This is a genomic window from Proteus sp. fly-1013, from assembly GCF_040140245.1.
In the GTDB taxonomy this organism is placed as follows: Bacteria; Pseudomonadota; Gammaproteobacteria; order Enterobacterales; family Enterobacteriaceae; genus Proteus; species Proteus mirabilis_B.
Genome location: NZ_JBEEWD010000005.1, coordinates 203,907 through 227,468, shown reverse-complemented (window position 1 = coordinate 227,468; position 23,562 = coordinate 203,907). Strand labels below are relative to the sequence as shown.

General features: G+C 37.4%; 19 protein-coding genes and 2 pseudogenes. 14 read left to right on the top strand and 7 right to left on the bottom strand.

What is annotated here, in order from left to right; all coding sequences use genetic code 11:
- Window positions 1-50: 50 nt before the first annotated feature.
- The 10 genes from ABN236_RS11550 (at window position 51) to ABN236_RS11505 (ending at window position 15,249) form a co-directional block, all read left to right on the top strand.
- Complete coding sequence (locus ABN236_RS11550; protein WP_228766747.1) at window positions 51-326, top strand: phage tail assembly protein T; 276 nt, start codon at window positions 51-53, stop codon at window positions 324-326.
- A complete protein-coding gene (locus tag ABN236_RS11545; protein WP_349474027.1) occupies window positions 295-3,309 on the top strand; it encodes a phage tail tape measure protein in 3,015 nt (1,004 codons plus the stop codon). Before ABN236_RS11550 ends, ABN236_RS11545 begins: the two co-directional genes overlap by 32 nt.
- Window positions 3,310-3,639, top strand: a complete 330-nt coding sequence (locus ABN236_RS11540; protein WP_109391039.1) for a phage tail protein — start codon at window positions 3,310-3,312, stop codon at window positions 3,637-3,639.
- Window positions 3,640-3,737: 98 nt separating this feature from the next.
- Window positions 3,738-4,109: a superinfection immunity protein gene (locus tag ABN236_RS11535; protein WP_109391038.1), complete on the top strand. Its 372-nt coding sequence runs from the start codon at window positions 3,738-3,740 to the stop codon at window positions 4,107-4,109.
- A gap of 53 nt (window positions 4,110-4,162) precedes the next feature.
- Window positions 4,163-4,867 (top strand): phage minor tail protein L, encoded by a 705-nt coding sequence (locus ABN236_RS11530; protein ID WP_161681303.1) that lies wholly within the window; start codon window positions 4,163-4,165, stop codon window positions 4,865-4,867.
- 21 nt (window positions 4,868-4,888) lie between these two features.
- The gene (locus tag ABN236_RS11525) at window positions 4,889-5,617 is read left to right on the top strand and encodes a C40 family peptidase (RefSeq protein WP_349474100.1); all 729 of its coding nucleotides are present in this window, start codon (window positions 4,889-4,891) and stop codon (window positions 5,615-5,617) included.
- Window positions 5,521-6,171 (top strand): tail assembly protein, encoded by a 651-nt coding sequence (locus tag ABN236_RS11520; protein WP_196547200.1) that lies wholly within the window; start codon window positions 5,521-5,523, stop codon window positions 6,169-6,171. Before ABN236_RS11525 ends, ABN236_RS11520 begins: the two co-directional genes overlap by 97 nt.
- Window positions 6,172-6,185: 14 nt before the next feature.
- Window positions 6,186-10,118 carry a TipJ family phage tail tip protein gene (locus ABN236_RS11515; protein ID WP_349474026.1) on the top strand — a complete coding sequence of 1,311 codons (3,933 nt, stop codon included), beginning with the start codon at window positions 6,186-6,188 and terminating at the stop codon, window positions 10,116-10,118.
- Between the two features lie 17 nt (window positions 10,119-10,135).
- A complete protein-coding gene (locus ABN236_RS11510; RefSeq protein ID WP_349474025.1) occupies window positions 10,136-11,776 on the top strand; it encodes a phage tail fiber protein in 1,641 nt (546 codons plus the stop codon).
- Window positions 11,777-12,117: 341 nt separating this feature from the next.
- On the top strand, window positions 12,118-15,249 hold the full coding sequence (locus tag ABN236_RS11505; protein WP_349474024.1) for a YadA-like family protein: 3,132 nt from the start codon (window positions 12,118-12,120) through the stop codon (window positions 15,247-15,249).
- Window positions 15,250-15,341: 92 nt separating this feature from the next.
- On the opposite strand, the gene ABN236_RS11500 is transcribed toward ABN236_RS11505, so the two are convergent.
- Entirely contained in the window at window positions 15,342-16,568 is a 1,227-nt protein-coding gene (locus ABN236_RS11500) for a tyrosine-type recombinase/integrase (RefSeq protein ID WP_349474023.1), read from the bottom strand.
- A 232-nt stretch (window positions 16,569-16,800) separates the two neighbouring features.
- Window positions 16,801-16,989: pseudogene (locus ABN236_RS11495) on the bottom strand (integrase); the annotation flags it as partial.
- A 126-nt stretch (window positions 16,990-17,115) separates the two neighbouring features.
- Here ABN236_RS11495 and ABN236_RS11490 point away from each other — a divergent pair.
- From ABN236_RS11490 to ABN236_RS11480, 3 genes are all read left to right on the top strand, one after another.
- On the top strand, window positions 17,116-17,625 hold the full coding sequence (locus ABN236_RS11490; RefSeq protein ID WP_311755783.1) for a GNAT family N-acetyltransferase: 510 nt from the start codon (window positions 17,116-17,118) through the stop codon (window positions 17,623-17,625).
- A gap of 130 nt (window positions 17,626-17,755) precedes the next feature.
- Window positions 17,756-18,130, top strand: coding sequence for a hypothetical protein (locus ABN236_RS11485; protein WP_349474022.1), 375 nt, complete (start codon window positions 17,756-17,758; stop codon window positions 18,128-18,130).
- 114 nt (window positions 18,131-18,244) lie between these two features.
- Window positions 18,245-18,784 (top strand): hypothetical protein, encoded by a 540-nt coding sequence (locus tag ABN236_RS11480; protein ID WP_349474021.1) that lies wholly within the window; start codon window positions 18,245-18,247, stop codon window positions 18,782-18,784.
- A 147-nt stretch (window positions 18,785-18,931) separates the two neighbouring features.
- On the opposite strand, the gene ABN236_RS11475 is transcribed toward ABN236_RS11480, so the two are convergent.
- Together ABN236_RS11475 and ABN236_RS11470 are read right to left on the bottom strand one after the other, a co-directional pair.
- Window positions 18,932-19,240 (bottom strand): helix-turn-helix domain-containing protein, encoded by a 309-nt coding sequence (locus tag ABN236_RS11475; RefSeq protein WP_088494807.1) that lies wholly within the window; start codon window positions 19,238-19,240, stop codon window positions 18,932-18,934.
- A gap of 361 nt (window positions 19,241-19,601) precedes the next feature.
- A pseudogene (locus tag ABN236_RS11470) lies at window positions 19,602-20,113 on the bottom strand (2-thiouracil desulfurase family protein).
- A 199-nt stretch (window positions 20,114-20,312) separates the two neighbouring features.
- Between ABN236_RS11470 and ABN236_RS11465 the strand changes: the two are divergent.
- Complete coding sequence (locus ABN236_RS11465) at window positions 20,313-20,732, top strand: hypothetical protein (protein WP_349474020.1); 420 nt, start codon at window positions 20,313-20,315, stop codon at window positions 20,730-20,732.
- A 35-nt stretch (window positions 20,733-20,767) separates the two neighbouring features.
- On the opposite strand, the gene ABN236_RS11460 is transcribed toward ABN236_RS11465, so the two are convergent.
- From ABN236_RS11460 to ABN236_RS11450, 3 genes are all read right to left on the bottom strand, one after another.
- The gene (locus ABN236_RS11460) at window positions 20,768-21,421 is read right to left on the bottom strand and encodes a hypothetical protein (protein ID WP_311755780.1); all 654 of its coding nucleotides are present in this window, start codon (window positions 21,419-21,421) and stop codon (window positions 20,768-20,770) included.
- A 79-nt stretch (window positions 21,422-21,500) separates the two neighbouring features.
- Entirely contained in the window at window positions 21,501-21,689 is a 189-nt protein-coding gene (locus ABN236_RS11455; RefSeq protein WP_088494812.1) for a hypothetical protein, read from the bottom strand.
- A 119-nt stretch (window positions 21,690-21,808) separates the two neighbouring features.
- A complete protein-coding gene (locus ABN236_RS11450) occupies window positions 21,809-23,545 on the bottom strand; it encodes a type VI secretion system baseplate subunit TssF (protein WP_349474019.1) in 1,737 nt (578 codons plus the stop codon).
- Between the last annotated feature and the right edge of the window lie 17 nt (window positions 23,546-23,562).

Genomic DNA, 23,562 nt, shown 5'->3' with positions numbered 1-23,562 from the left:
AATTTATCCTGCGTTTGTCACATGAATTTAAACGTGCTGATTGGCGCAGGATGCTCAGCGAAATGACAGCGACCGAACTTGCTGATTGGTTACACTTCTTTAATGAAACTCCCTTCACCCTCCAACTCATTGATCATGCTTTTTCTGGACTTAACTTCACTGTCGCCAGTGTTTTTGGTGGCAGTGATAATTTATCGCCAGAGGATTTTAGCGTGTTGTTACGAAAACCCGCTGTTGATATGGACGATGAAACCATGATGGCGGTCAGTGAAGGGATAGCGGGCGGAGTACGATATGAGCCAACAAATAGCCGATCTCACGATTAATTTAGGCGCTGAAACAGCCGATTTCAGCCAGCAAATGGGGCGTGTTGAACGCCAGTTACAAGAAACAGCAGAAAAAGCCGAAGCCAGTCAACGGCGTATGGCTCAATTAGTTGAACAGCAAGCGCAATCTGCTCGCAGTTCTGCAGAGAGTACTGCGCAATCTCTTCAAGAACTTAACAATCAACAAGAAATTTCTCAGCAACAACGAGCGGATTATTATCAGCGAATTGCCCAAGAAGAAGCGCGTGCAGCTATTGAATCACGCAAACAAGCCGATGCTTTTATAGAGCAGGCTCAGAGTGTTGGGCAAACGAGAGATGCACTCGAACAACTCACTGAGGTTTTAAACAAATCAACAAAGGCTTATGACAAGCTCAAAATTACAGGTGAGCAGTTTGCCGAAATTCAAAATGTCACTAAATCAAGAATAAGGGCGATACAAGACCAACAAGATGCGAATACGGAGAAATACTACAAACAAATCGAAGCCGTTAAAGGGTTATCAGGTAGCACATCAGCATTAAGAGCCATTCAGGCTCAGTTAAACCAAGAAGTGAAAAAAGGTACCATCCATCAGCGCGATTATCAGGTGCTTATTTCTACCATCACTTCAGAGTCAATGAAATTACGCCGAGAAGAAGAGTCTCTAACACAACAAAAAACACGGTTTATTCAGCGGTTAAAGGAGCAAGTCGCTACTCAAAATTTAAGTCGTGAACAAATGTTGCGTTATCAAGCTTCTCAACTTGGCGTCAGTTCTTCAGCCGAGATCTATATTCGTCGATTATCTGAATCGAACAAAGAAACTAAAGAGTTTGATAAAAACAGTAAGTCATTATCTGGTCGTCTTCAGGGGATTGCTAATTCCTTTAATATGGGCTCACTGGTTCGTGGTGGTATTTGGGGAGGAATTACTGCCGGTTTAACGGGCGTTGCAAAATTAGCTTATGATGCAGAAAGAGAGTTTTCCCAATTTAACAAGCAGTTGATATTAACGGGTAACTACGCAAATAAATCCGCGAGCCAATTAAATGAAATGGCGCGAACCCTTGCGGGTGGCGGTATTACGCGTGGTGAAATGGCATCATCCATTTCGAGTGTTGTCGGTACAGGCGTATTTTCAAATAATGAGATTTCCCGTGTTTCAAAAGCGGCCGCACAGATGAATTACATCGCAGGGCAGGCGATTGATACCACGATTGATCAGTTTAAACGCTTGCAAGATGAACCGCTTCAAATGTCGCTTGAATTAGAAAAAGCGAATCACCATCTCACAGCATCCCAATTAGAGCAAATCAGAACGCTCGAATTGCAAGGTAATAAAACCGAAGCAGCACGATTGGCAATTGATGCTTATGCGCAATCTATCAATGATGGTGCTAATGATATCTCGAGTAGTTTAGGAATATTAGAGTCTGCATGGGTACGCATCCAAAATGAAGCAAAAAAAGGCTGGGACGCCATGCTTAATATAGGGAGAGAAAGGACTCTAAAGGATGAAATACGTGAACATGAAGAAATGTTGGTCAGTTTCCAGTTAAATCCATTTACTGAGAAACTGCATTACGATAGAACTGGGCAAACTGTTGAGGATGTTAAGGCTAATTTAAGCAAACTAAGGGATCAACTCTATGATTTAGAGAAACCTGAAAAAGAATCTCAAGCTATAAAAAACAATGAGCAATTAGAAGTGAACCAAATCAGGTTACAAGAAAAATGGCGAAGTTTTTATAGTTGGGAGACTCAAAGGTTACAAAAATTAGCGGAATTAGAAAAAGAAAAACATGCACTAACACAGGAACAGTATGAAGAAGCTAAGGCGATGATTAATTTTCGCTTAAGAGATCGTCAAATGCCGGGTACTGGTAAAGGCAAGGGATATGTTGTACCTGCTGGCGATCGTGAAGAGGAAAAAGCTTCTCGTGATTTACTCTCATTACAAGCCCAGTTAGAAATTCTTAAAAAACATCAAAGCGCTAATGATGTTATCAGTCAACAACGCAAGGATCTTCAAAAAGAGCAGGCACAATTTGCAATTTTAGAAGAAGCGCAATTGACGCGCCGATTAACTAACGCCGAAAAATCTTTATTATCAAATAAAGAAAATATTCTTGCTCAAAAGGAAAAACTTGCATTAGTGGGTGATGAAGTTGCTTTGCAAGAGCGTTTAAATAAGATGCAAGATCAGGCTGATAAATACATTGCTCAACAATCGGAAAAACGTAAAGCGATTGAAGAAAGTATGGGTAAATCAGCAAGAGAGCAACAACGTTACTTAGAACGCGCTCAACTTCTTGCAGGTCAAAAAGAGAACCCACAGCTAAACAATATGTTAGCCGAGCAACAAAAAACCTATGAAGTTGAAGATCAGAAGCGTGCTGATTGGTTAGCGGGTGCCCAAACAGCATGGGGCAATTATAAAGACACCGCGCTTGATGTTAACTCTCAAGTGCAAAATGCAACATCGATGGCACTCAATGGGTTTAGTAGCCAGTTAACCAACGTGTTATTTGAAGGTGAAGCCAATTTCAAAGATTTTACAAAATCAATCCTCAAAATGCTAACTGATATTTTAATTAAAATGTCTTTAGTCAAAGGAATAGAGGCGATGGGCTTTGGTTTTGGTGCTCCTGTTGCTAATGCGGATGGTGGTGTTTACAACTCAGCCAGCTTAAGTGCTTACAGTGGACAGATTGTGCATAAGCCCACCATGTTTGCTTTTGCAAAAGGTGCGGGTTTGATGGGAGAGGCAGGCCCAGAAGGTATTTTCCCTCTACGACGTGGTGCTGATGGAAAGCTGGGTGTTATTGCGAAAATGCCTAATCAGGGAGGAGGTGTTACTCAGCATTATCATATTAATATTCAAAATGACGGTAGCAATGGTCAGATAGGGCCTGAAGCATTGAAAAAAGTTTATGAAATCAGTAAGCGAGGTGCTCAGGACTATATTATGAGCCAACGTCGGGATGGTGGAGCTATGTAGATGGAAACATTTAAGTGGAAAGTTAAACCTGATATGAAAAAGGAGTTTGAGCCTCGAGTAAAATCAGTGAAATTTGGCGACGGCTATGAACAGCGTCGCCCTGACGGTATTAATAATAATCTAAAAAAATACAATGTAACGCTGATCTATATAAATAGTGAAAGTTTGCAGATTGAATCATTTTTAGAAAAACATGCTGGTGTTACTGCATTTTTATGGAAGCCACCTCATCAATCAGAATTAATTAAGGTACTATGTCGAAAATGGTCGTCTTCAGTAGGGATGATAAGAACTGAAATAACGGCTGAGTTTGAACAGGTTGCGTCTTGATTAGTTTTTGTGGCTTTAGCAAATATTTTAATAGCGAGGATATTATGTTTATATTGAGGTTGCTGGTCTTAATTTTTTTAGTTTTTTATAGTTACTCAATGGGACAAATACCTTCTGCTGGGTTAAATGATTTTGGTAAGTTAATATCATTATCATTTTTTATTTTTGCTCCCTTATTATACATCTTACCTTTCATCGAATCTAAAATTCGCAAGAAAAAAAACAGCAATCAAATACTGGCATTAAATGTCTTAGCTGGCTGGACGTTTATTGGTTGGATTGTTAGTTATGTTTGGGCTTTGGGGAATAACAACGAAAAAAATTCAGATATAAATGATGATAAAGCTGATTCATCTAAAGTAGAGAGAAAAACTAAACAATGCCCTTATTGTGCGGAAGATGTATTAGAGGCCGCAATAAAATGCAAGCATTGCGGTAGTGATCTACCAATTAAAGATAATAAAAATTAAATAACCTTTCTGTTAACAAACCACCTTCGGGTGGTTTTTTTATTGGAGTTAATATGCAACATATTCCTCCTGAAATGCGAATTAGTGTTACCGAACTCTCCTCTACTGATGCCTTACTTGAGCTTTACGAATTTGATTTAACCAAAATAGGCGGTATTCGGTACCGCTTTTTTGATGGACTCAATCAGCGTAAAGAGCCGTTAATCTGGCAAGGAAATACCTATGAACCTTACCCTGTGAAAGGTGAGGGATTTACCTTTAATGGCAAAGGCCCCTCAGGGCGACCCACAATTACATTGTCGAATTTATTCGGGCTGATTACAGGGATTGCCAGTCAGCTAGATAGTGCAATCGGTGGGCTGGTGGTACGTCGCATTGTCAGCACACAATTTTTAGATGCAGTAAATTTTCCCCAAGGCAATCCTAATGCTGACCCATCACAAGAGATTGTGACACGTTGGATCATTGAGCAGATGACCAGTTTAAATTCAGTAACCGCTACCTTTATGTTGGCGACACCCAGTGAAACCGACGGATTGATGCTTCCTGGTCGCGTGATTTTGTCGGATATCTGTCCTTGGGGATATCGCTCTGAAGAGTGCGGATATAAAGGTGCTCCTGTTGCTGATGAATGGGGAAAGCCAACCACCGATCCGTTAAAAGACAAATGCGGTAAGCGTCTTAGTGACTGTAAGTTACGAAAAAACGAATCCCGCATAGGGGCATTTGTTTCCACGTCCCGCATTGGTAACAGTTAATTCCCTCCTAAGGTGTTTCTTATGATTGAACAAGCAATTTTGGCGCATGCAAAAGAGCAAGCGCCCTTAGAAGCATGTGGCTTATTGATAAGTACCGCACAGGGTGAACAGTATTTACCTTGCGTTAATCAGCATGCTGATCCGAAAAACTATTTCACGATTTCTTTTGATGATTTTATTCGCGCCGAACAGCAGGGCGAAGTGATCGCGGTTGTACACAGTCACCCTGATGGTCAGCCTTATCTCAGCTCCTTAGATCGACAACTGCAGGTGAACAGTGCATTGCCGTGGTGGGTGGTCTGTGATGAAAAAATTCACTGCTATCAACCGGTACCTCATCTCTTAGGTCGCCAATTTATTCATGGCTCAACAGATTGTTATGGGTTGTTTCGTGATGCTTACCATTTAGCGGGACATGATCTGCCTGATTTTGAGCGTCACGATAATTGGTGGCGCCAAGGCAAAGAATTGTATCTCGATAACATGGTGAGCAGTGGCTTTCGGCAGGTAAAAAGAGAAGCTCAACCCGGCGATATTATTTTGTGTTGTTATGCCAGCTCTCGCACCAACCACGCGGGGATCTATTTAGGCAATCAAACAATTTTGCACCACATTCCAAACCAACTTAGCAAACGCGAGGAGTATAACGAACGATGGCAACGAATGACGCACTCAATCTGGCGTTACCGCGATTGGCAACCTTCCGACTTTACGGGAATTTGCAACGATTTGGACGTCGCTTTGATTTAAATGTGAATACTGCCTCTGAAGGGCTTCACGCGCTTTTTATTCAAATCCCCGCATTACGCCTCGCCATTCGTGAGGGTTGGTATCAAGTCCGCATTGCGGGTACTGATATTTCCCCGCAAGAAATTCACCAAAAATTCAATGAAACCTTACCTGATAATGCTGTCGTCCATATTGTGCCGAAATTATCAGGGGCTAAAAACGTCGGTGTTTTTCAGTTTGTTGCGGGTGCTGCCTTATTTTCATTGGGATGGTGGGGACCTGCGTGGATCTCCGCAACCGTTGCCACATCTTTGATGGCGGGTGGTGCAGCCATGATGATTGGTGGTGTCGCTCAAATGCTGATCCCCGCGCCTAAACCCCCTAATTTATCTCGTGGCGATGAAGAAAAAGGCAATACCTATTTTAGTAATCTTGATAACGCGGTTGCTCAAGGGATGCCGGTGCCCATTGCGTATGGCGAAATTATGTGTGGTTCACGCGTCATTTCACAATCCGTTGAAATTATGGATGACAGTGACGGTGAAGATATCGATGCCGGCAAACACGGTGGTTAAGAGGAGTTCGTATCATGGGTAAAGGTGGTGGCGGTCAAAAAACACCGTATGAGGCACCAAATGATTTAACATCACGTCAAAAAGCCTCATTAATTGATTTAATCAGCGAGGGACCGATTGAAGGCCCTATTCATATTCAAGGCTCAATAGACGATTTAGGGTGTATTTATTTGGATGATACGCCTGTGATAGACGGCTCTGGCAATAGCACCATTAATGGGATGTATGCACAATGGCGAGCAGGGACATTAGAGCAACCGGCAATGAGTGGCTTTACCGCATCTGCGAATGAAGTTCCAGTGGGGATTGAGGTTAAATATAATTCCCCTGTCACTCGTACTATCACCTCGCCCAATATTGACCGTTTACGTCTAACCTTTGGTACACAAGCTCTGGTTGAAACCAAAGATAATGGTGATCGCGTACCCACTTCTGTTCAATTACAAATCCAAATCCAGCGCAATGGGGCGTGGATAACAGAGAAAAACGTCACGATTAATGGCAAACGCTCTAACTCACCTTATTTAATGGCCGTTGTGTTGGATAATTTACCCCCCGCGCCATTTAGTGTACGCATGATCCGCATCACTCAAGACAGCACCTCTGACAAAATTCAAAATAATACCGTTTGGTCGAGCTATTCTGAGTTAGTGGATATTTCACAAACTTATCCAGGCTCTGCCGTTGCAGGATTGATGTTTGATAGTGAGCAGTTTGGCAATAAATTTCCACGCCGTAATTATTTAATTAAAGGGCGTATTATTCAGGTACCGAGTAATTATGATCCAGATAAACGGATTTATACAGGGATTTGGGATGGCACCTTTAAACCGGCATTTACCAATAACCCAGCATGGATATTATGGGATTTATTAACTCATCCTCGTTATGGCATGGGGAAACGTCTTAATATCAGTGAGGTCGATAAGTTCGCTCTGTATGCGATTGGTCGTTATTGTGATGAGCAGGTTGATGATGGGTTCGGTGGAAAAGAACCCCGCATGACGTGCAATGCCTACATTACGGATATGCGCAAAGCCTATGATGTCATGGGCGATATGTGTGCCATGATGCGCATTATGCCTGTCTGGAATGGGCGAACATTAACCTTTATCCAAGATAGACCGTCTGATGTGGTGTGGCCCTATACCAACGCCAATGTGATTGATGGTAACTTCCAGTATAGTTTTAGTGCATTAAAATCGCGTCATACTGCTGTCGAGGTTCGTTTTATTGATCCCGATAATGGCTGGAAAACCAGTGTTGAACTAGTTGAAGATGATGCCAGTATTGCCCGCTTTGGGCGTAATGTGATGCGCGTCGATGCTTTTGGTTGTACTAGCAGAGGGCAAGCCCATCGTCATGGTCTTTGGTTATTAACCACTGAGAAATTAGAGACACAGACGGTTGAATTTACTGTTGGTAGTGAAGGCTTGCGTCATATGCCGGGTGATATTATCGAAATTGCCGATAACTATTACGCGGACAATCAAGTGGGTGGGCGTCTAACACACATTGATTATGCCTCTCAAACATTAACCTTAGATCGCAATATCGATACACCCAAAAGCGGTAAATCAAGCGTCACACTCATCAATGCACAAGGTGATCCACAATCTTATGAAGTAGTGAGCTATCCCGCATCTAATCAAATAAAGCTGGATACTTTACCGCTAGGATTACGCGAGGGAGGAATTTGGACGTTGACACTCCCGTCTTTACGTCGCCGACTATTTCGTGCCATCAGTTTAGCTGATAATGGTGATGGCAGTTTTACGGTTATAGCCGTACAGCACATACCCGAAAAAGAGGCGATTGTCGATAAAGGCGCTAAATTTGAACCAAAGCCCGATACGCCACTGGGTGGATTTATCCCACCGGTTGAAAACCTTTCTGTGGATATCGAATCAGATGCAAGCGCATGGCAGGTGGAAGCCAGTTGGAACACGCCTTATTCCAGTCGAGGAGTCGACTTTTTATTAAAACTCACTACGGGCGATCGCATTGTCGGTACTGCTTCAACCACGGATACGATGTATCGTTTTGGTGGTTTACCTCAGGGCAATTATGCTTTATCCGTTGTACCTCAAAATGATCGGAAACAAAAAGGCGAGGTGGCCACAACTTCATTTGCGATTAACCCGCCATTGCCACCGAGTTATATTGAAGTGGAATCAGGTTATTTTAGCTTGGGTATTATTCCGCGTTCTGGTGGTCAAAATAGCTTACGAGCACAGTATGAGTTTTGGTTTTCAGAAAAACAGATCACCGATATTCGCGAAGTGGAAAGTCGTGCTGAATATTTAGGTATCAGTACGATGTGGGTTATTCAAGGGCGCAACCTGAAGGCAGGGCATATTTATTACATTTATGTTCGCAGTATAAACGCTGTTGGAAAATCAGTGTTTGTTGAAGCCAAAGGGGGGCCTAATAGCAATACCAAAGAAATACTCGATGAGCTAGACGGCCAATTTATGACAGCAGAAGCCGGCAAGCAACTCAGTGAACGCTTGGATTGGAATGCTGAGACAGCAATTATTCTTAGTAATGCTAACTCTCAACTATCACGCAGTTTGTTAGTGAAACACGGTCAATCACAAGCGGGTATTAAAGAGCTATGGCAAGTCCGCGCAACGGATAACGAAGCGTGGGCACAGACTGTTACTCAGCTCTACTCATCAATTGATAATGCAGAAAATACATTTAACTCTGAAATTAAAGAAGTTAAAACAACGATTTCTGATTTAGATAAAGCGTTCGGGCAAACATCAACTGAAATTCGCACCGAGTTAAAAACGACTAATGATGCAACAAATAAACGCATTGATGGTACCAACCAAGATTTAGCCAACACTAATCAGAAGTTAGGAAACACAGATAAAGAAGTTGGACGTATTCGTGCTGATGTTGCAACAAATAAAGAAGCGATATCTGAAACGAATAAAGCCATGGCTAAATCCGAAGAACAGGTACAAGCGCAATTTGGCAAACAACAGGGCATGATTAATCAAAAAATGCAGGCTGAATTTAGTCAAACAGGTGACGGTGTTGTCACGCATTCCATCAATATCACAATTGTTCACAACGGCACTAAATACAATGCAGCAGGACAGGTTATTAGCGCTCAAGTTAAAAATGGAAAGCTCGAATCATTCTTTGGTTACAACGCCAATAATTTTGCTTGGTATAACCCTGTAAATGGCAAGATGGAATTATTCATGTACGCCAAGAATGGGCAATTGTTTATTCGAGATTTATTTATCGAAGATGGCTCTATTACAAATGCAAAAATAGGGAATGTTATTCAATCTAATAATTATTTAAATGGGAGACCGAGCTGGATAATTAATAAAAATGGGTTTGCTGAGTTTCAGAACATAAAAGCAAGAGGAGAAATAGAGGCAACTTCTGGACGTTTAAAAAATGTAGTTATTGAGAAGAGTTGTGAAATTCTCGGAACATTAAATGTTGAAAACTTAGAGGGGAATATAATCTCTGTTACTAAAGATGTTTATATAAGTGAGTCGTTCAGAGGCAATGATATTTTTGAATTATTTAAGGTTAAACGTAGAACACAAAAATGTCATATTTGGATACAGGGTGCATTAAATCCGTATGAAAAAATCCCATCATCGGGTTCTGGTTATTTTGTACCAAATCGCTCTGCTTTGGCATACAGAGCGCCACAAATGATGGATAGTTACGGTTATGCTGACTTTTATATTGATGGTGTAATTCAAGAGCGACCAAGTTTGTATCGATTAGAAGATGGATTCCCAACCCGTGATTTTTTTGGCTTAAATGAATGTGTGTTTGATTTGGATGCTGGCACCGGAATGGCGAGTATTGGAATTAAAATACCAAACTCTGGAAAAGATATTACACGATTCATTATGCGAGCAAGAATAATCGTATTTCCTGACAATCAAGATGTTATTTTTAATTAAACTATGGAATAAATAAAATGATATACACAACAGGCACTGTTAACACAGTGTCAGGGTCTGCTATTGTCAAAGGCACTGGCACTAAATTTAAAAATAATAATCCAGCAATTAATATTGGAATGACGATTTTAATTAAATCGGGAAACACGAATATTCCGTATATGATTAAATCCGTTAATTCCGACACTGAATTAGTATTAGCACAACCTGCATTAGCCACCGCAACGAACACCACATTCTCAATTCATATTACTGAGCCAGACAATAATAGTGATGCAGCTAGAACCATGGTCGCAATAAATGCATACACGCAATATTTCCTCGATGCGATGAATACATGGATGACTCAGACTGGGCAGACAAAAATTGAGATGCCAAATGGTGAAGTCATTACACTAGATAGTATTAAGAAGATGCAGGAGGATATCAGTAGAAAGTTATCTCCTGGTGATTTTGGGTTAGGTCGTTCAAATGAAACTGGAGATAAACACACTCAGGATGCTAACAGTATTAAATATACAGGGTTTGCGACACCGAACGGCGCTAATGCTGTAAATTACTACAATTCATACTACCCATTATTGAGTATGACAAGAGGTGGTGGCGCAAATGGTGAGGGTAATAACTCTCAAATTCAGGCAACTCCAGAGGGGCTTGCGTATAGATGGATGGGGAATGGTAATATTTCTAACTGGCAGGAGTTAGCAAACAAAAGTTCATCATCAACTCAACTGTTCAAGTCATCAGTTGAAGCAACAACGAAGCTAATATCAAAATCAGCAGATGGGAAAACATCAATATCATTAACGACCAACAATTCTGGTGGAACAAATATCGAACTAAATTCTGCATCGGGTTATAACGGGATACAGATACCAAAAAAATCAGGTACTCTTATGCTTGTTGGTGATTATGGAATTGGTGGTGATGCTATTTCATTAAAAGATACAGATCTACATAATACAAGGACTGAAAGTTATTTGTTTAGGCAAGGCGGGGGACCTGATGACAAATATTTCTCAACGTGGGGAGCGGGAATTAATATTAAATATGACTTTGCAAATTCATTTAAACTTTTTATAAACCCCAAAGATGGGTCTATAATTACCAACGTTAGGAGAACTAATACAAGCCCTATTGGAATGATTTGGAACACAACATGGGGCACTGGCAATACAACCACAGACCCGCAAGGCTTTATCAAAAAAGCATCCCCAATCATCGACATCAATCCAGACGGCACATTTACCACTAATGACGAATCAGAAGGCGCTACGGTTACTCGAGTAAGGCAAGGTGAATATCTCATTGAAGGTGTATTAGGTTTTAACTCAGATGCAGGATGGGGCGGTGTTGATGGTGGTATTGAAATTCCACTCGATGTAAATAAACAGCCTCTTATTTGGGTAGACTCTAAAGTTAACAAAGACGGTTCTATTCTCGTTAAAACGTATCACCGGACTCATCCTAACGCACCTGACTTTGCTCGTAATGACATTAACGGCTTCAATGACGGTGACCCAATTGATATTCCTGATGGTCGTTTTATTTCCGTTCGTGTACAGATGCCAGAGCAATCAATCTATAACGTGAGAATGCGTGAGATGGAAGAAGCACAGAAAGCGGAAGAGGAACACAGACAAAAAGAAGAGGAATAGTTTTTCTATTTGTAATTATCATTGAACAATAAAAATAACATTTAAAAGCCATATTTAATGAGGGATATATAAATTATTTATTACCCAATGTAACTGAATGTGTATTTTATTATATGTTTTTTTTTTAAATATTTTTTTAATCTTCTGTTTTTATTTGTTTAAATTCATGCATCATCGTTTTTTGATGATTATTTTTGTTGCATGATAATACGATAATATACTTATATTTTATAGAATTGAGGCTCTTGATAACTTAGGATTTAAATACCTTAAATATTTAAATCAACAAATAACTATTATCTTAATCATCATTATTAAGTTAACAGTTTATGGTTATCTATATGAAAAAATCAACTCTTTCTCTTATCATCGCTTCCGTAGTTTTCTCTAGTAATACAATGGCAGTTCAAGACCCGAATAAGTATACTCAGGATCAACATCACATTATGTTAGACATCATGGAAGTTGAAGCTCATCAGAACGCAACTGACCAGAAAGTTAATAACATCAATGTTAATGTTGAACAAGCCAATCAGAATTCGTCGGAAGCGTTGAATAAAGTAAATAATCTTGAAGGTCGTGTCACGACCAACGAGAGTAATATCGAAGTTTTACAAGACACTAAAGCTGATAAGTCTGATTTGACAGACTTAGAAAACAAAGGTAAGGATTTTGTTGCTGATGTTAATACACGTATTGAAAACACAGCTCAGTATTTGATTGACAATAAAGATGAAATCAATGGTAAGTTAAATGCAGCTGTCGATAACTCGGTAACAAATTATATCAACAGCGAAGGCAGTAGTGTTAATGTAATGGTTAATGGTGCGAAAGAAACGGCAAATGATTTTGACCGTCGTATCACCGACAACCAGAAAAACATTCAATCTAACAAAGCCAAAAACGAAGCCGTATGGGAATTAACTTTCGGCGGTCAACCTCACTTTAATGACAAAGGTGAGTTCGACGGTTTCTTACGCGCAGAGAGTGACAAGTTAGTTGTTGGCCCTAATGGTGAGTTCTATGGTTATAAAGAAAACGCTGGTCTATACGGCAAGTTTGCTCTGAAAAACCAAGAACAAGATAATCGTCTTAACAATCACACCGCACGTATTGATGGTAATGACAAACGCATCGAAGGACTACAAGAAACTAAAGCTGATAAAACTGATTTAGCAGATTTAGAAAGCAAAGGTCAAGATGCTTACACTGAGCTTAATGGCAAAGTGAACAGCATTACTAATGCAAGCACTACAGTGTTAACCAGCGCAATCAAATTAGGCAACTATGTTAAAGATAACACTGACAGCATCAAAGGTAATATCTCTGGTGTGGTTAATAACGTTATCGATAACTCAGTAACTAATTTAGTAAACAACGAAGGTAGCAAAGTTAACTTAGTAGTTAACGGCGCTAAAGAAACCGCAAATGACTTCGAGCAACGTATTACTAAAAACACTAGTGATATCGCAGCTCAAGACAAAATCATCTCTAAACAAGGTGAGCGTTTAACCAACGTTGAATACACAGCTGATAACAACAAACTGGCAATCACTAAACTTAACACTGAAACTCAGCGTTTAGAAGATGTGAAAGCAGACCGTGTTGAATTAGAAGCCTTAGAGCAGAAAGGTAACGACGCTTACAACAATGTCAATGCTAAAGTTGATTCAGTCACTAATGATGTAGAAATCATTAACAACAAAATCACTAAAGTTGAAGGCGTTGCAGGTTCTATCGTTGCTAACAAAGACGTCATTGTAAACAAAGCAGGTGACGTTTACGAAGGTGTTCGCACAGATATCACTAACGAAATTAATACAAGTGTAAACGCTGCTGTCTCCGGTATTAAAGGTGACATCAATAACTCTTGGGTTAATAACAAAGATGGTATCAAAGCCAATGTAAACGGCAAGTACGAAGGTGCTAAAACTGAAATCACTAACAACGTGTTAAATGAAATCGGTGATATCGCAATCGGTGACAGTGAAACAATTGTTAACATCAAAAATGATATTAGCAAAGACGTCACTAACCAGTTAAAACTTGATGCTAAAGATTTAGCAATTAACATCAAGAAAGATATCGTTGAAGGTAATAACGAATACGTTAACCAAATCAAAGGCGAAGTTAGCAACCAAGTTAACATTGCAAAAGATGCGGCTGAAACAGTGGTTAAAGATTTCCAAGATCAAATCGATGCAACTAACGCAAATGTTGATGGTCAAGTTAAACGTGGTGAAATTGCTTACGCTAACCTGAAACAGCAAGGTGATGATAATTCACAAGCTATCATTAATGTAAGCGGTAAAGTTGACGGTGCGATTGAAGACGGCACTTATTGGATTACTAATTTACAAAACCAAATTGATATGAACGTTGAAGCGGGTAAAACTGAATTAACGAATATCAGTGGCAAAGTTGACAACGCGATTCAAATCGGTGGCGACAAAATTACTAACCTAGAACAACAAATCGTTGAAGGTAACACAACTATCATTGCTGACGTTGACGCTAAGCTTGAGGACAATTCGAAGAAACTCATTGCGATGGGTCAAAACGAATCCAACCGTTTAGAACAAGAACTGCGTAACGACGGTCAAGATGCTTATGATGATTTATTAGTTCGTATCGATAACGCGACTTCTAAAGAAGACGTAGATGCGATTCTTAATGAATACAAGAAACAAGCTCTCGCTAATATTCGCGCAACTGTTACTAAAAATGGCCCCGCTGTAGTTGATGGTTTACAACAAGCTAAAGACGATGCTAAACAGAAAGCAGAAGATTACGTTAAGAACGAAATCGACCAAGCTATAGCGGATAATACGCAAGCGGGTAAAGATTACGTTAAAGGCGAAATTGATAATGCAATAGCTGGTATGGTTCCGGGTGCTAATGACTTAGATGGTCGTATTGAGAAATTAGAAAATACAGTCAATAAAGGTCAGGTGATCGTTAACAATGTTAAAGATGCTGGTAAAACTGCGGGTGGTGCGTTAATCAACAAAGCACCAGTAGTAAAGGGCGAAGTAATTGCTAAAGCGAATACTGCTATCAACGCAGGTCGTACTATCAATGACAAAGCGAATGAAGCATTAGCTATCGGTGCTAACAACACAGTAGCGATCAATCAAGAACGTACGGATCGTATTCAAGGTCAGCGCGAAACATTGAAAACTTCTATGGCTTATACTGACTCTCGTTTTAACAGCATGCAAAACCAAGTAGATGCTAACCGTAAACGTGCAGCAGGTGGTATCTCTGGTGTTTCTGCGATGACAAACATTCCACAATTGTCTGGTTCGGCTACTTATTCATTTGGTGTTGGTATCGGTGGGTTCGATGGTGAGCAATCAATTGCAGCGGGTGGCTCAGCTCGCATTAAAGATAATGTTGTAATCCGTTCATCTGTATCCACATCAACTGAAGGAGAAATGGTGTGGGGAGCTGGTGTTGGTTTTGAATGGTAATTTAAATTAGTATTTTTTAAAGAAGGCCTCAAATGAGGCTTTCTTTATTACTTAAAAACTCCAGCATTGATTAACTTTACGTAAAATAATCATTATCCATCTTTAAGTGACAATAGCTTTTCACACCATGTATCAAGCGTTTCACGTTTTTCTCTTAAATAATCATATCTATCATAATGCTTTTGAGAAACTCCTGGTCTTTTGTGGTTTTGCACCATATCCCTTAATTCAGAACTAATTCCCATCTCTCCAGCTAATGTTTTAAATGTTCTTCTCACATCTCTAGGTGTAAATTTCTCAAACTCATTTTTCTTACAAAATTTATTTAATTGTTTAGCGTATTCAGATGTTAACAGGTGCCCTTCTTTGGTGTCAGCAGGAAACAGATAATTTGATGTTGGATACAAGAGCTCTTGGATATTCAGAATATCAATAGCAGGCCGTACCAAAGGGATCACATGATAATCGCCTGTTTTTGAAATGTGGGGTGGGACCGTTAATGTATTGTTCTTTTTATCCCAATTGTCGCGAGTATTAGCCAGAATTTCCCATGGCCTTTGTCCTGCGGAATAAACGCAAAATAGAAATAGACGCGCATAATCTGAGTTAATAGGGCATTCTATGGTAGGCTTATTGAATAGCTCTAATAATAGTCTCAGCTCATCCCATGATAAAAATCTATCTAACGCTTTATCTGCACCTTTTTGTCTAGGAACCACAGTGACAGGATTTCGCTCCAACCCATAAATAACGCGCTCGTTTATTTTTGCTGGATCATTATCGGCAAATAAACCGAAGTTGAATACCGCATGTAGGTTTGCTCTTACCTTGTTTGAGCCAGCTAAAGCACCTCGGGAGATAAACTCAGAAAGTATTCTTTTTATATGATCTGGAGTCACATCTTTTGCAGGCATAGAGGCATCAATATGCTTACTATCTAGAACCTGATTTAGTCTGTTTCGAGTTTTATCATATGAACGCTTGCCTTGTCGTTTTTGATCTTCAATGTAATCATCAAAAAGCTGTTTTACTGTGGCGTGTTCATATTTAATTCTCTCTGGGGATGATGATTCGGTAGCAGCTGCTACGGATTTTACTGCAGCATCTGCTAGTGATAAATTAGGGTAATCACCAAGCGATATAAATTTCTCTTTTCCATCTTTGAAGTAGCGGTAGACGAAAACTTTTCTTCCAGATGGATATGTTTTTACACCAAGGCGTCCAGTGCCTCTAGTCGCTGATGCTTGCCAAGTATAATACGCAGATTTCTTTGATTTCAGTCCTCGTATTTTACTATCAGTCAGTAATACGCTAGCCATAACTAATTTCCATTTACAGGTTGTTTGCGGGTCAAGTAACGGGTCAAGTAACGAAGAAATGATATGAAACTAGCTGAAATCATGCAAGGTATATAAATCCTTATAAATCAAAAAGATGAAAACTTGTGAAATTATATAAAACTCAATGAAATCAGTATGTAACGCCCTTCTAAGCCGTAGGTCACAGGTTCGAATCCTGTAGGGCGTACCATTTAAAATCAAACACCTACATTCATTTTAAATTCTCTACTTTTCTTAAGTGGGACGTATTTGGGACGCAAGTGCCAAAAATACTGTCTATTTGCTTTGCATGTTCAGTTAAATGATTAGGCGCTAGATGAGCATACCTTCTTACCATTTCTATACTTTCCCTGCCTCCCATTTCTTGTAATGCTATTAGCGGAACACCAGATTGAATCAACTTGTATTTTTCTAATTTGTGGTGTCATTTTTGTTTGTTGTGTTGTACAACTAATTCTTAATTCAGATATTAATAATTTAATAAAATAGAACTACATTAATATTATAAAAACCTTGCAGGAAAATCATGGTGTTTACCTTAACCAAAATAACTGAAAATGATTGGGATTTTTTCAGAAAGTTATATGCAGATGCTGGGATAATGAGGTTTATTTCTGATCCACTAAATGAACAGCAAATTAAAGATGCCTTTGATAGTCGCCTGCCAGAATGGGATATAGAGTCTTCTCATTGGTTATGCTTTGTGATCCGTAGAAAAGTTGACGGGCTCCCAATGGGGTTAACCGGCTTAGTAATTCTTGATAATGTTGAACCTGTAGCCGAGGTGGGATACATAATCGCGAGTGAATTTTCTGGTATGTCTTTGGCTACTGATTCATTATCTGCCTTATTATCACTACCCGAATTATCTGCTATTTCGCGCTATCAGGCCGTGATCACAAGCGGAAACAATGCATCAGTACGCGTTCTGGAAAAAAATGGATTTACCCTTAAAGAGATCATTAAGGATAATTACACGATTGGCGGAGTTATGTTTGATGACTGTATTTATATGCTGAACAAAAAACTGAGTTAAATCAGCCAATAAATCTTAAAGGTCGCCATATACGATCTTTTTTCGTATATAGTCACCGTAAATCATCTAGTTTAATTACTGCTGAAATAAGGGATGAATTTTATAAAAAATCACAAGGTGATCTTCAAAAATGAAATTACTAGCTATTTTTTCACTCTTATTTTCAACATTCGCAATGGCTGCTAATCAATGCAAGCCTGATGATATTTGTTTATCTTTCAAAACTAGTAAAGATGAGCTTTCTATAGCATGTAAAAATATAGTGTCAGCAGAAATTGACACTCATATACAAGAAAACGATTCCTTGGGAATTAGACTTAAAAATAATACTGGGTTGAGTGGTTTTTCTGTTAAAAATATCGGGCAAATAGCAGATATTAATATCAACGGAGTCAAATATACTCAGGCTGTCATCACATCTCGTATGGATACTTCTATTAGAGTTACGATAACTTCAAATCCTAACTTTCAATTAGTAGGTGATTTGATAAAGTGTGTTAATTAGAGCTGTTAATTAAACATGATACTAGTAACCTTAACATTCTCTAAAAAAAATCAATTATTTAATTATATTCAATAACATACGGATTTAATAAAAACAGTATAAACGGAATAAAATATGCCTTTACCTAACAGATTGAAACCAATAAAAATAAGTAAAGCTAAACTCAATGAGTTGATCGATTTACTACGGAAGATAACTAATAAAATCGATAATGGCGGAACTGAAGATGATCCTGATATTAAAATCATGATGGCAAATTGGAACGCACAAGTAGTAACACCTTGTGTATTTTCAGATTTTCGTGATTATAATTCTTGGACAAGTGAAAAAGAGTTTACAAAAATAGCGTTTAATCAGGTCAAATATTTAGATGATCTGACTTATGAAGAGTTAATTAATATTGTTGATTTTATATGTTTAGCTGAAGGGAGTGAATCTGAACATTCCTATGCAATGAAATTGCTCAAAGTAAACTTCAAATCCTTTTCTTCTGATCTTATTTATTGGCCTGATGAGTATTTTAATATTGAAGAAGTCGATGATTTATCATCAGAAGAAATAGCGGCTTATTTGATGGAAGGATCTAATCGAAAATTATCTAATGCTCCTGAAATTCGATTAAAATATTCAATTACGAAAGATATTAACAATTAATTCTTTATTTTAACAATAAATCAAGCGATTGATTTTATAAATAGATGATGTTTTATTTAAATACAAGAAGATGAAAAATTGCGATGTTTTTTAACTAAAATAGTTTAAATATTAAATCAGATAGCGCTAAACAATATTATTGTATTTTTATCTAAGATTACGGCGCTTCTTATTTCTTGATATAACAATTTCATTTGATGACAAAGTTGTTTCAGCCCAAGCATTTAGCATTGGTGACATTATTTCGGGTGTAATCAACAAACTTTGTGGCGATATTCCCAATATTAAAGCAATAGCAATAAGCTGATCGACTGTTATCTTAAGATGCCCATTTTCCAAACGCGAATAGTGCTGCTGACTGATACCAAGCCTTCTTGCCATCTCGATACCTGTTATTTTTAATTGCTTTCTTTTCTGTTTAATTCTCTGACCTACAACAATATTAATTGAACTCATATTAATCCCTCTTTTTAAAAGAGATTACCGTAAAAACACTTAAAGATCGATATGAGCGATCAAAAATAGATTATTAATAGCCATTATCTATCAATTTTTATTTATTAAAAGATTTAAACCGTTTTACCTAAATCAAATAATTAGATAAATTACATTAGTCTTTAGCAGTATTTTTGTTTGTTAATGACGAAATAGGAGTGTTAATTAAGAATAATATGAGCTAATTGGAGATTAGTAAGAATGGAAGGCTCCATTTTGCAGAGCCTGTTTGAAACGATGGATGATGATCCGTATCCGATAAGAATAAGTTAATGTTTTTCAAATGATTATTTGATTAAGCTATCAGCTATTCAGATTTTTATCATAAAATAATATTTTCTTTATCCCAGTTTTCTACCCAATCAATTAATTCATCCAACTGATTTTCAGAAAATACCTTTATACCATGTTGACGTAATAAGGTTGTTGCAACACCTTCACCTTGCTTTGTCACACCAGAGAAATTGCCATCATAGATATATTGGCTACCACAGGTTGGGCTTTTATCGGTTAATAGGGCAACGATACAGTTAGAATCTAAAGCTGTACGCAAAGCAAGCCATGCTGCAAGTTGGTAATGGGCTGTCACACATCGTTACCCGTGTTTTCAATCACTTTTGCGCTATTTTGCATAACTTGATAACCATCAGCTTCCAATATTTCAGCCGAGGCTCTAGGTGTTGGTAACCCAGCTGCAAGTTCAGGGCAGTGGATCACTAATCGTTGCTCTTGTTGCCACTGTTCAAGTACTGTATTTAATCGTGCTTTTTCTGTGCCGTTATAACGAACCTTAAATCCCATCAGGCAAGCACTAACGAGTATTTTATTTTTCATATAAATTTAGTGATCTTACATCCAATTAATGAGATATGTGTTTTGATAGAATTTATATTCTTGGTTGTTATCGTTCAATGCATTTAGAGGATACAATTCTGTTTAAGCACAAAAAGCCACGGTATTTCAGTATTTATAGAGCTACTGTGATAAGGTTTCAAATAGAATATTAATAATACCAAGACAGTAGGAAGAAAATATGAAAAAAGGATATTGGATTACATTATTTCTACTGACTTTATTTACTATTCTTATTTTTTGGGCAATAAAAGATATTAAAAATACAAAAGAAAGAGGTTACACCTACACTGAATATAATATTTTTTCTTATTATCTTAATACATCTTCTGTGATTAAATTAGTACCTAGAATTTCGGATGACTATTTTTTCACTGGTGATGGAATTATTGATAGAGGATTTAGAAGCGGTAGTGTGACATTTTGTCTTATTAATGATTGGAATAAGGCGTATCTACAATTAAGAGAGTTTACCGATAAATTAGATTTTCCAGTTTATTATGGAAATCCTAAACTAAGAGATAGTGAACAATATCTTGAGGTTTATAAATATGATAGTTGTTTGCATATAAGTTATTCTGAAAATTATTTTCGATATTAGTGGATTCTTTTAGTGTTTTAGTTAATTTCATGTGATTATTTAATTATATTGGTAGAATCTAAATTTATTTTTGGTGATGGAATTGGATTGTTAAATACGCTTTGTACTTTCCCCCAGAAACTACTAATAACACCTGATTTTGTCGCTTCATCAGACGACCAATAAGCAATTAAATGAAGAGTAAAAATTAATATCAAGATGGCAAAAACACTTTGAAATCCATTCCATATCCATTTTAATACTTTTATAAATGTTGATGTTTTGGATAGGGAATATTCTTGCATTTTTTCTAGAAGTTCTTTTTTTATATTTGTTCTTGCTATTTTTATTTCTTTTTCAAGTGTTTTTTTATATTGTTTCTCTTTGTATTTTATTACTTGTTGGTGTTGTTCTTTCAAGACATGAATTTCATCACTGTGCTTATTTATTAATCCTTCATCCAATTCCTCCGTTAAAGCTGTCATAATCTTTAACCCTTTCTTTTTGAACTCTTCTAATTGGCCTTTAGTTACTGAAGCATTATGAAATTGCTCTAGATCTTTTTCTACTTCTTCTTCTGACTTATTTGCTTCTCGAAGATCTTGAGCTAATTTATCTTTTTCCATTTTATAGCATGCATAAGCTAAAAGCCCTTGGTAATCATTTTCGTTTTTAACTAATTCACGAAAAACCCATTTTTTAGAATGCACTACTAAATCTCCCCAGAGAAAAGCCCTATCAAAAGGGCTTTAGATATTAATTGTAGTTGGATATTTGCTATGAACGTTATTATTTAATAACAGTAGAGAAAGCTTTTGAAAACATTCTATTTAAATCATCAGTTGAACGTTGCGCTGAGCGCTTTTGAGCTAGCTTTTTAGAGGCTGTGACGCTATTGGGATCGAATGTAGTTCGAGATGCAACAGAAAGGGCTACCGCATAGGCTCTTTCTTTAGCGCTATTATTAACTTTAGCCATTTCTTTTTCTCCTTATTTTTTATTTAGATGAATTCTCACATAAAATAAATTTGTTATCAATAGATGAACACTTAACTCAATATTTTTTTATTTCTCTTTTTATTTGTAGCTTTAAATAATCACAGCAGTGACTTATAACCTTTTAATGGAGATGGTGATAAAAACCATTTTATTTTTTCATTATCTTTAAATTTAATTTTCATTTCTAATAACATATTCTCAGATAAGCAAAATGGAAAGAAATGATAAAGATGAGAAACAAAAATAAAGGCATCGCCCTCATTATCAAAATAATCAGTATCTAGTGTTAATATTAAAGATAAACAACGATGTGGTTTACCCTTTAAAATATAATCATAAGTCTGACTATTTAAATCAATACAGCCATCCAAGGATTTTTTTATTTTTCTTGTAACTTGTTTATCTAGTTCTGAATAAATTAAATAATCACTTAGCATATTTTTTATTGTTGTAATAGACATCAGCATAAAAGCATTAGCACTATAATGTGATAACAAATGCCAATAACACTTATCGTCAACAATAGGTGGAAAACATTCTGATAAAGGTGTGATATTTTTGAGTAACAGATTATCAGGCATATTTTCACTGTGTGCATTCAGCACACCAATGCTGTTATCTTTATATTTTTCAAAGCCAATATATGTACAGGAAAAATGTAGACTTGGTGGAGAGATAAGTTCCTCGCCTTTATTATCATAGAAATGAACCGTATAGAAGGTTCTTCCGGTGATATCTTTATCTATTGTTAAGGAATAGAAAAGAGAGTTTTGATATTGAGGCAATAGGCGAGATGCTGATGTTAATTCAGTTATTGAATAAAAATGACAATAAATACCACGCTCTTTTTCATGTGGCTCTAATGAAAGCATGATTTCAGATAAACTTGAAAGATAATGGTTATCTGGAATAGGCAGTAAATAAGATGATTTATTCTCTTGAAAATCAAGGATAACTGTATGATCTTTCTCTTTATCAACAGTGGGAATACAGTTAAGTAAAAAACAGTCTTGGCATTGTTCTTCCGTTAATGAAATTTGCTTATTTAAATAAATATTAACTGTAAATTGAGTACTTTTTCCCCAATCTAATTGTTTGATAATCACGGGAATATCTAAGCTAATAAAATGATGAACATGAGGAAGATACAACCCCTCCAATAATTGTTGTGGTGCTTTCGGGGTATTCTCTGATTGTGGAAAAATAGGATAATCTTTACCAATTTGAGAGTTAAAACAAAACGTTGCATTATCACCATGATAACTTTGATCGGCATGTTTTAATTCAATATAGTCAAAATGTTGTGTCAACCCAAGTAACAGCGTATCTGCAATATTCTTGATTGGGCTAAGAAATAAATTTAGCGAGCAAGATTGCATTTGCTCTATATCGCCAAGGTAGGCAAAAGTTAAAGAGATACAACTTTTATTAGGTTGATGTGTCACTTGTTTCTCAATAAGAGAATAAGGCTCGATATATAAATCGCGACAAGTTGAAAAACACTCGTTATTACTGCCTAAAGCACTACTATTTTTAGGAATGTAATAGCTGTAGTTAATTTCTTTATCACAACTGATTTGAATAATTGATGTCGATGGTAATCCTTTTATTGCTTGAGAGCCGAGACGTTGCAATAAAGGGAGTGTAATTTCAGGGAATGCATCATCAATTTTTTCTTGCAAATGAGCTGAAAGAAAGGCAAATCCCTCCATTAAATAGCTGGTTTGAGGATCATCTGGCTCTAAAACTTCCGCTAAATGTGGTTTTTTTTGTGCGTAGGATTTAGCCAGTTTTTGCAGGTATTGCCTTTCTTTTAAATATTTAATTTCGCTCATGTTAATCTAATATCACC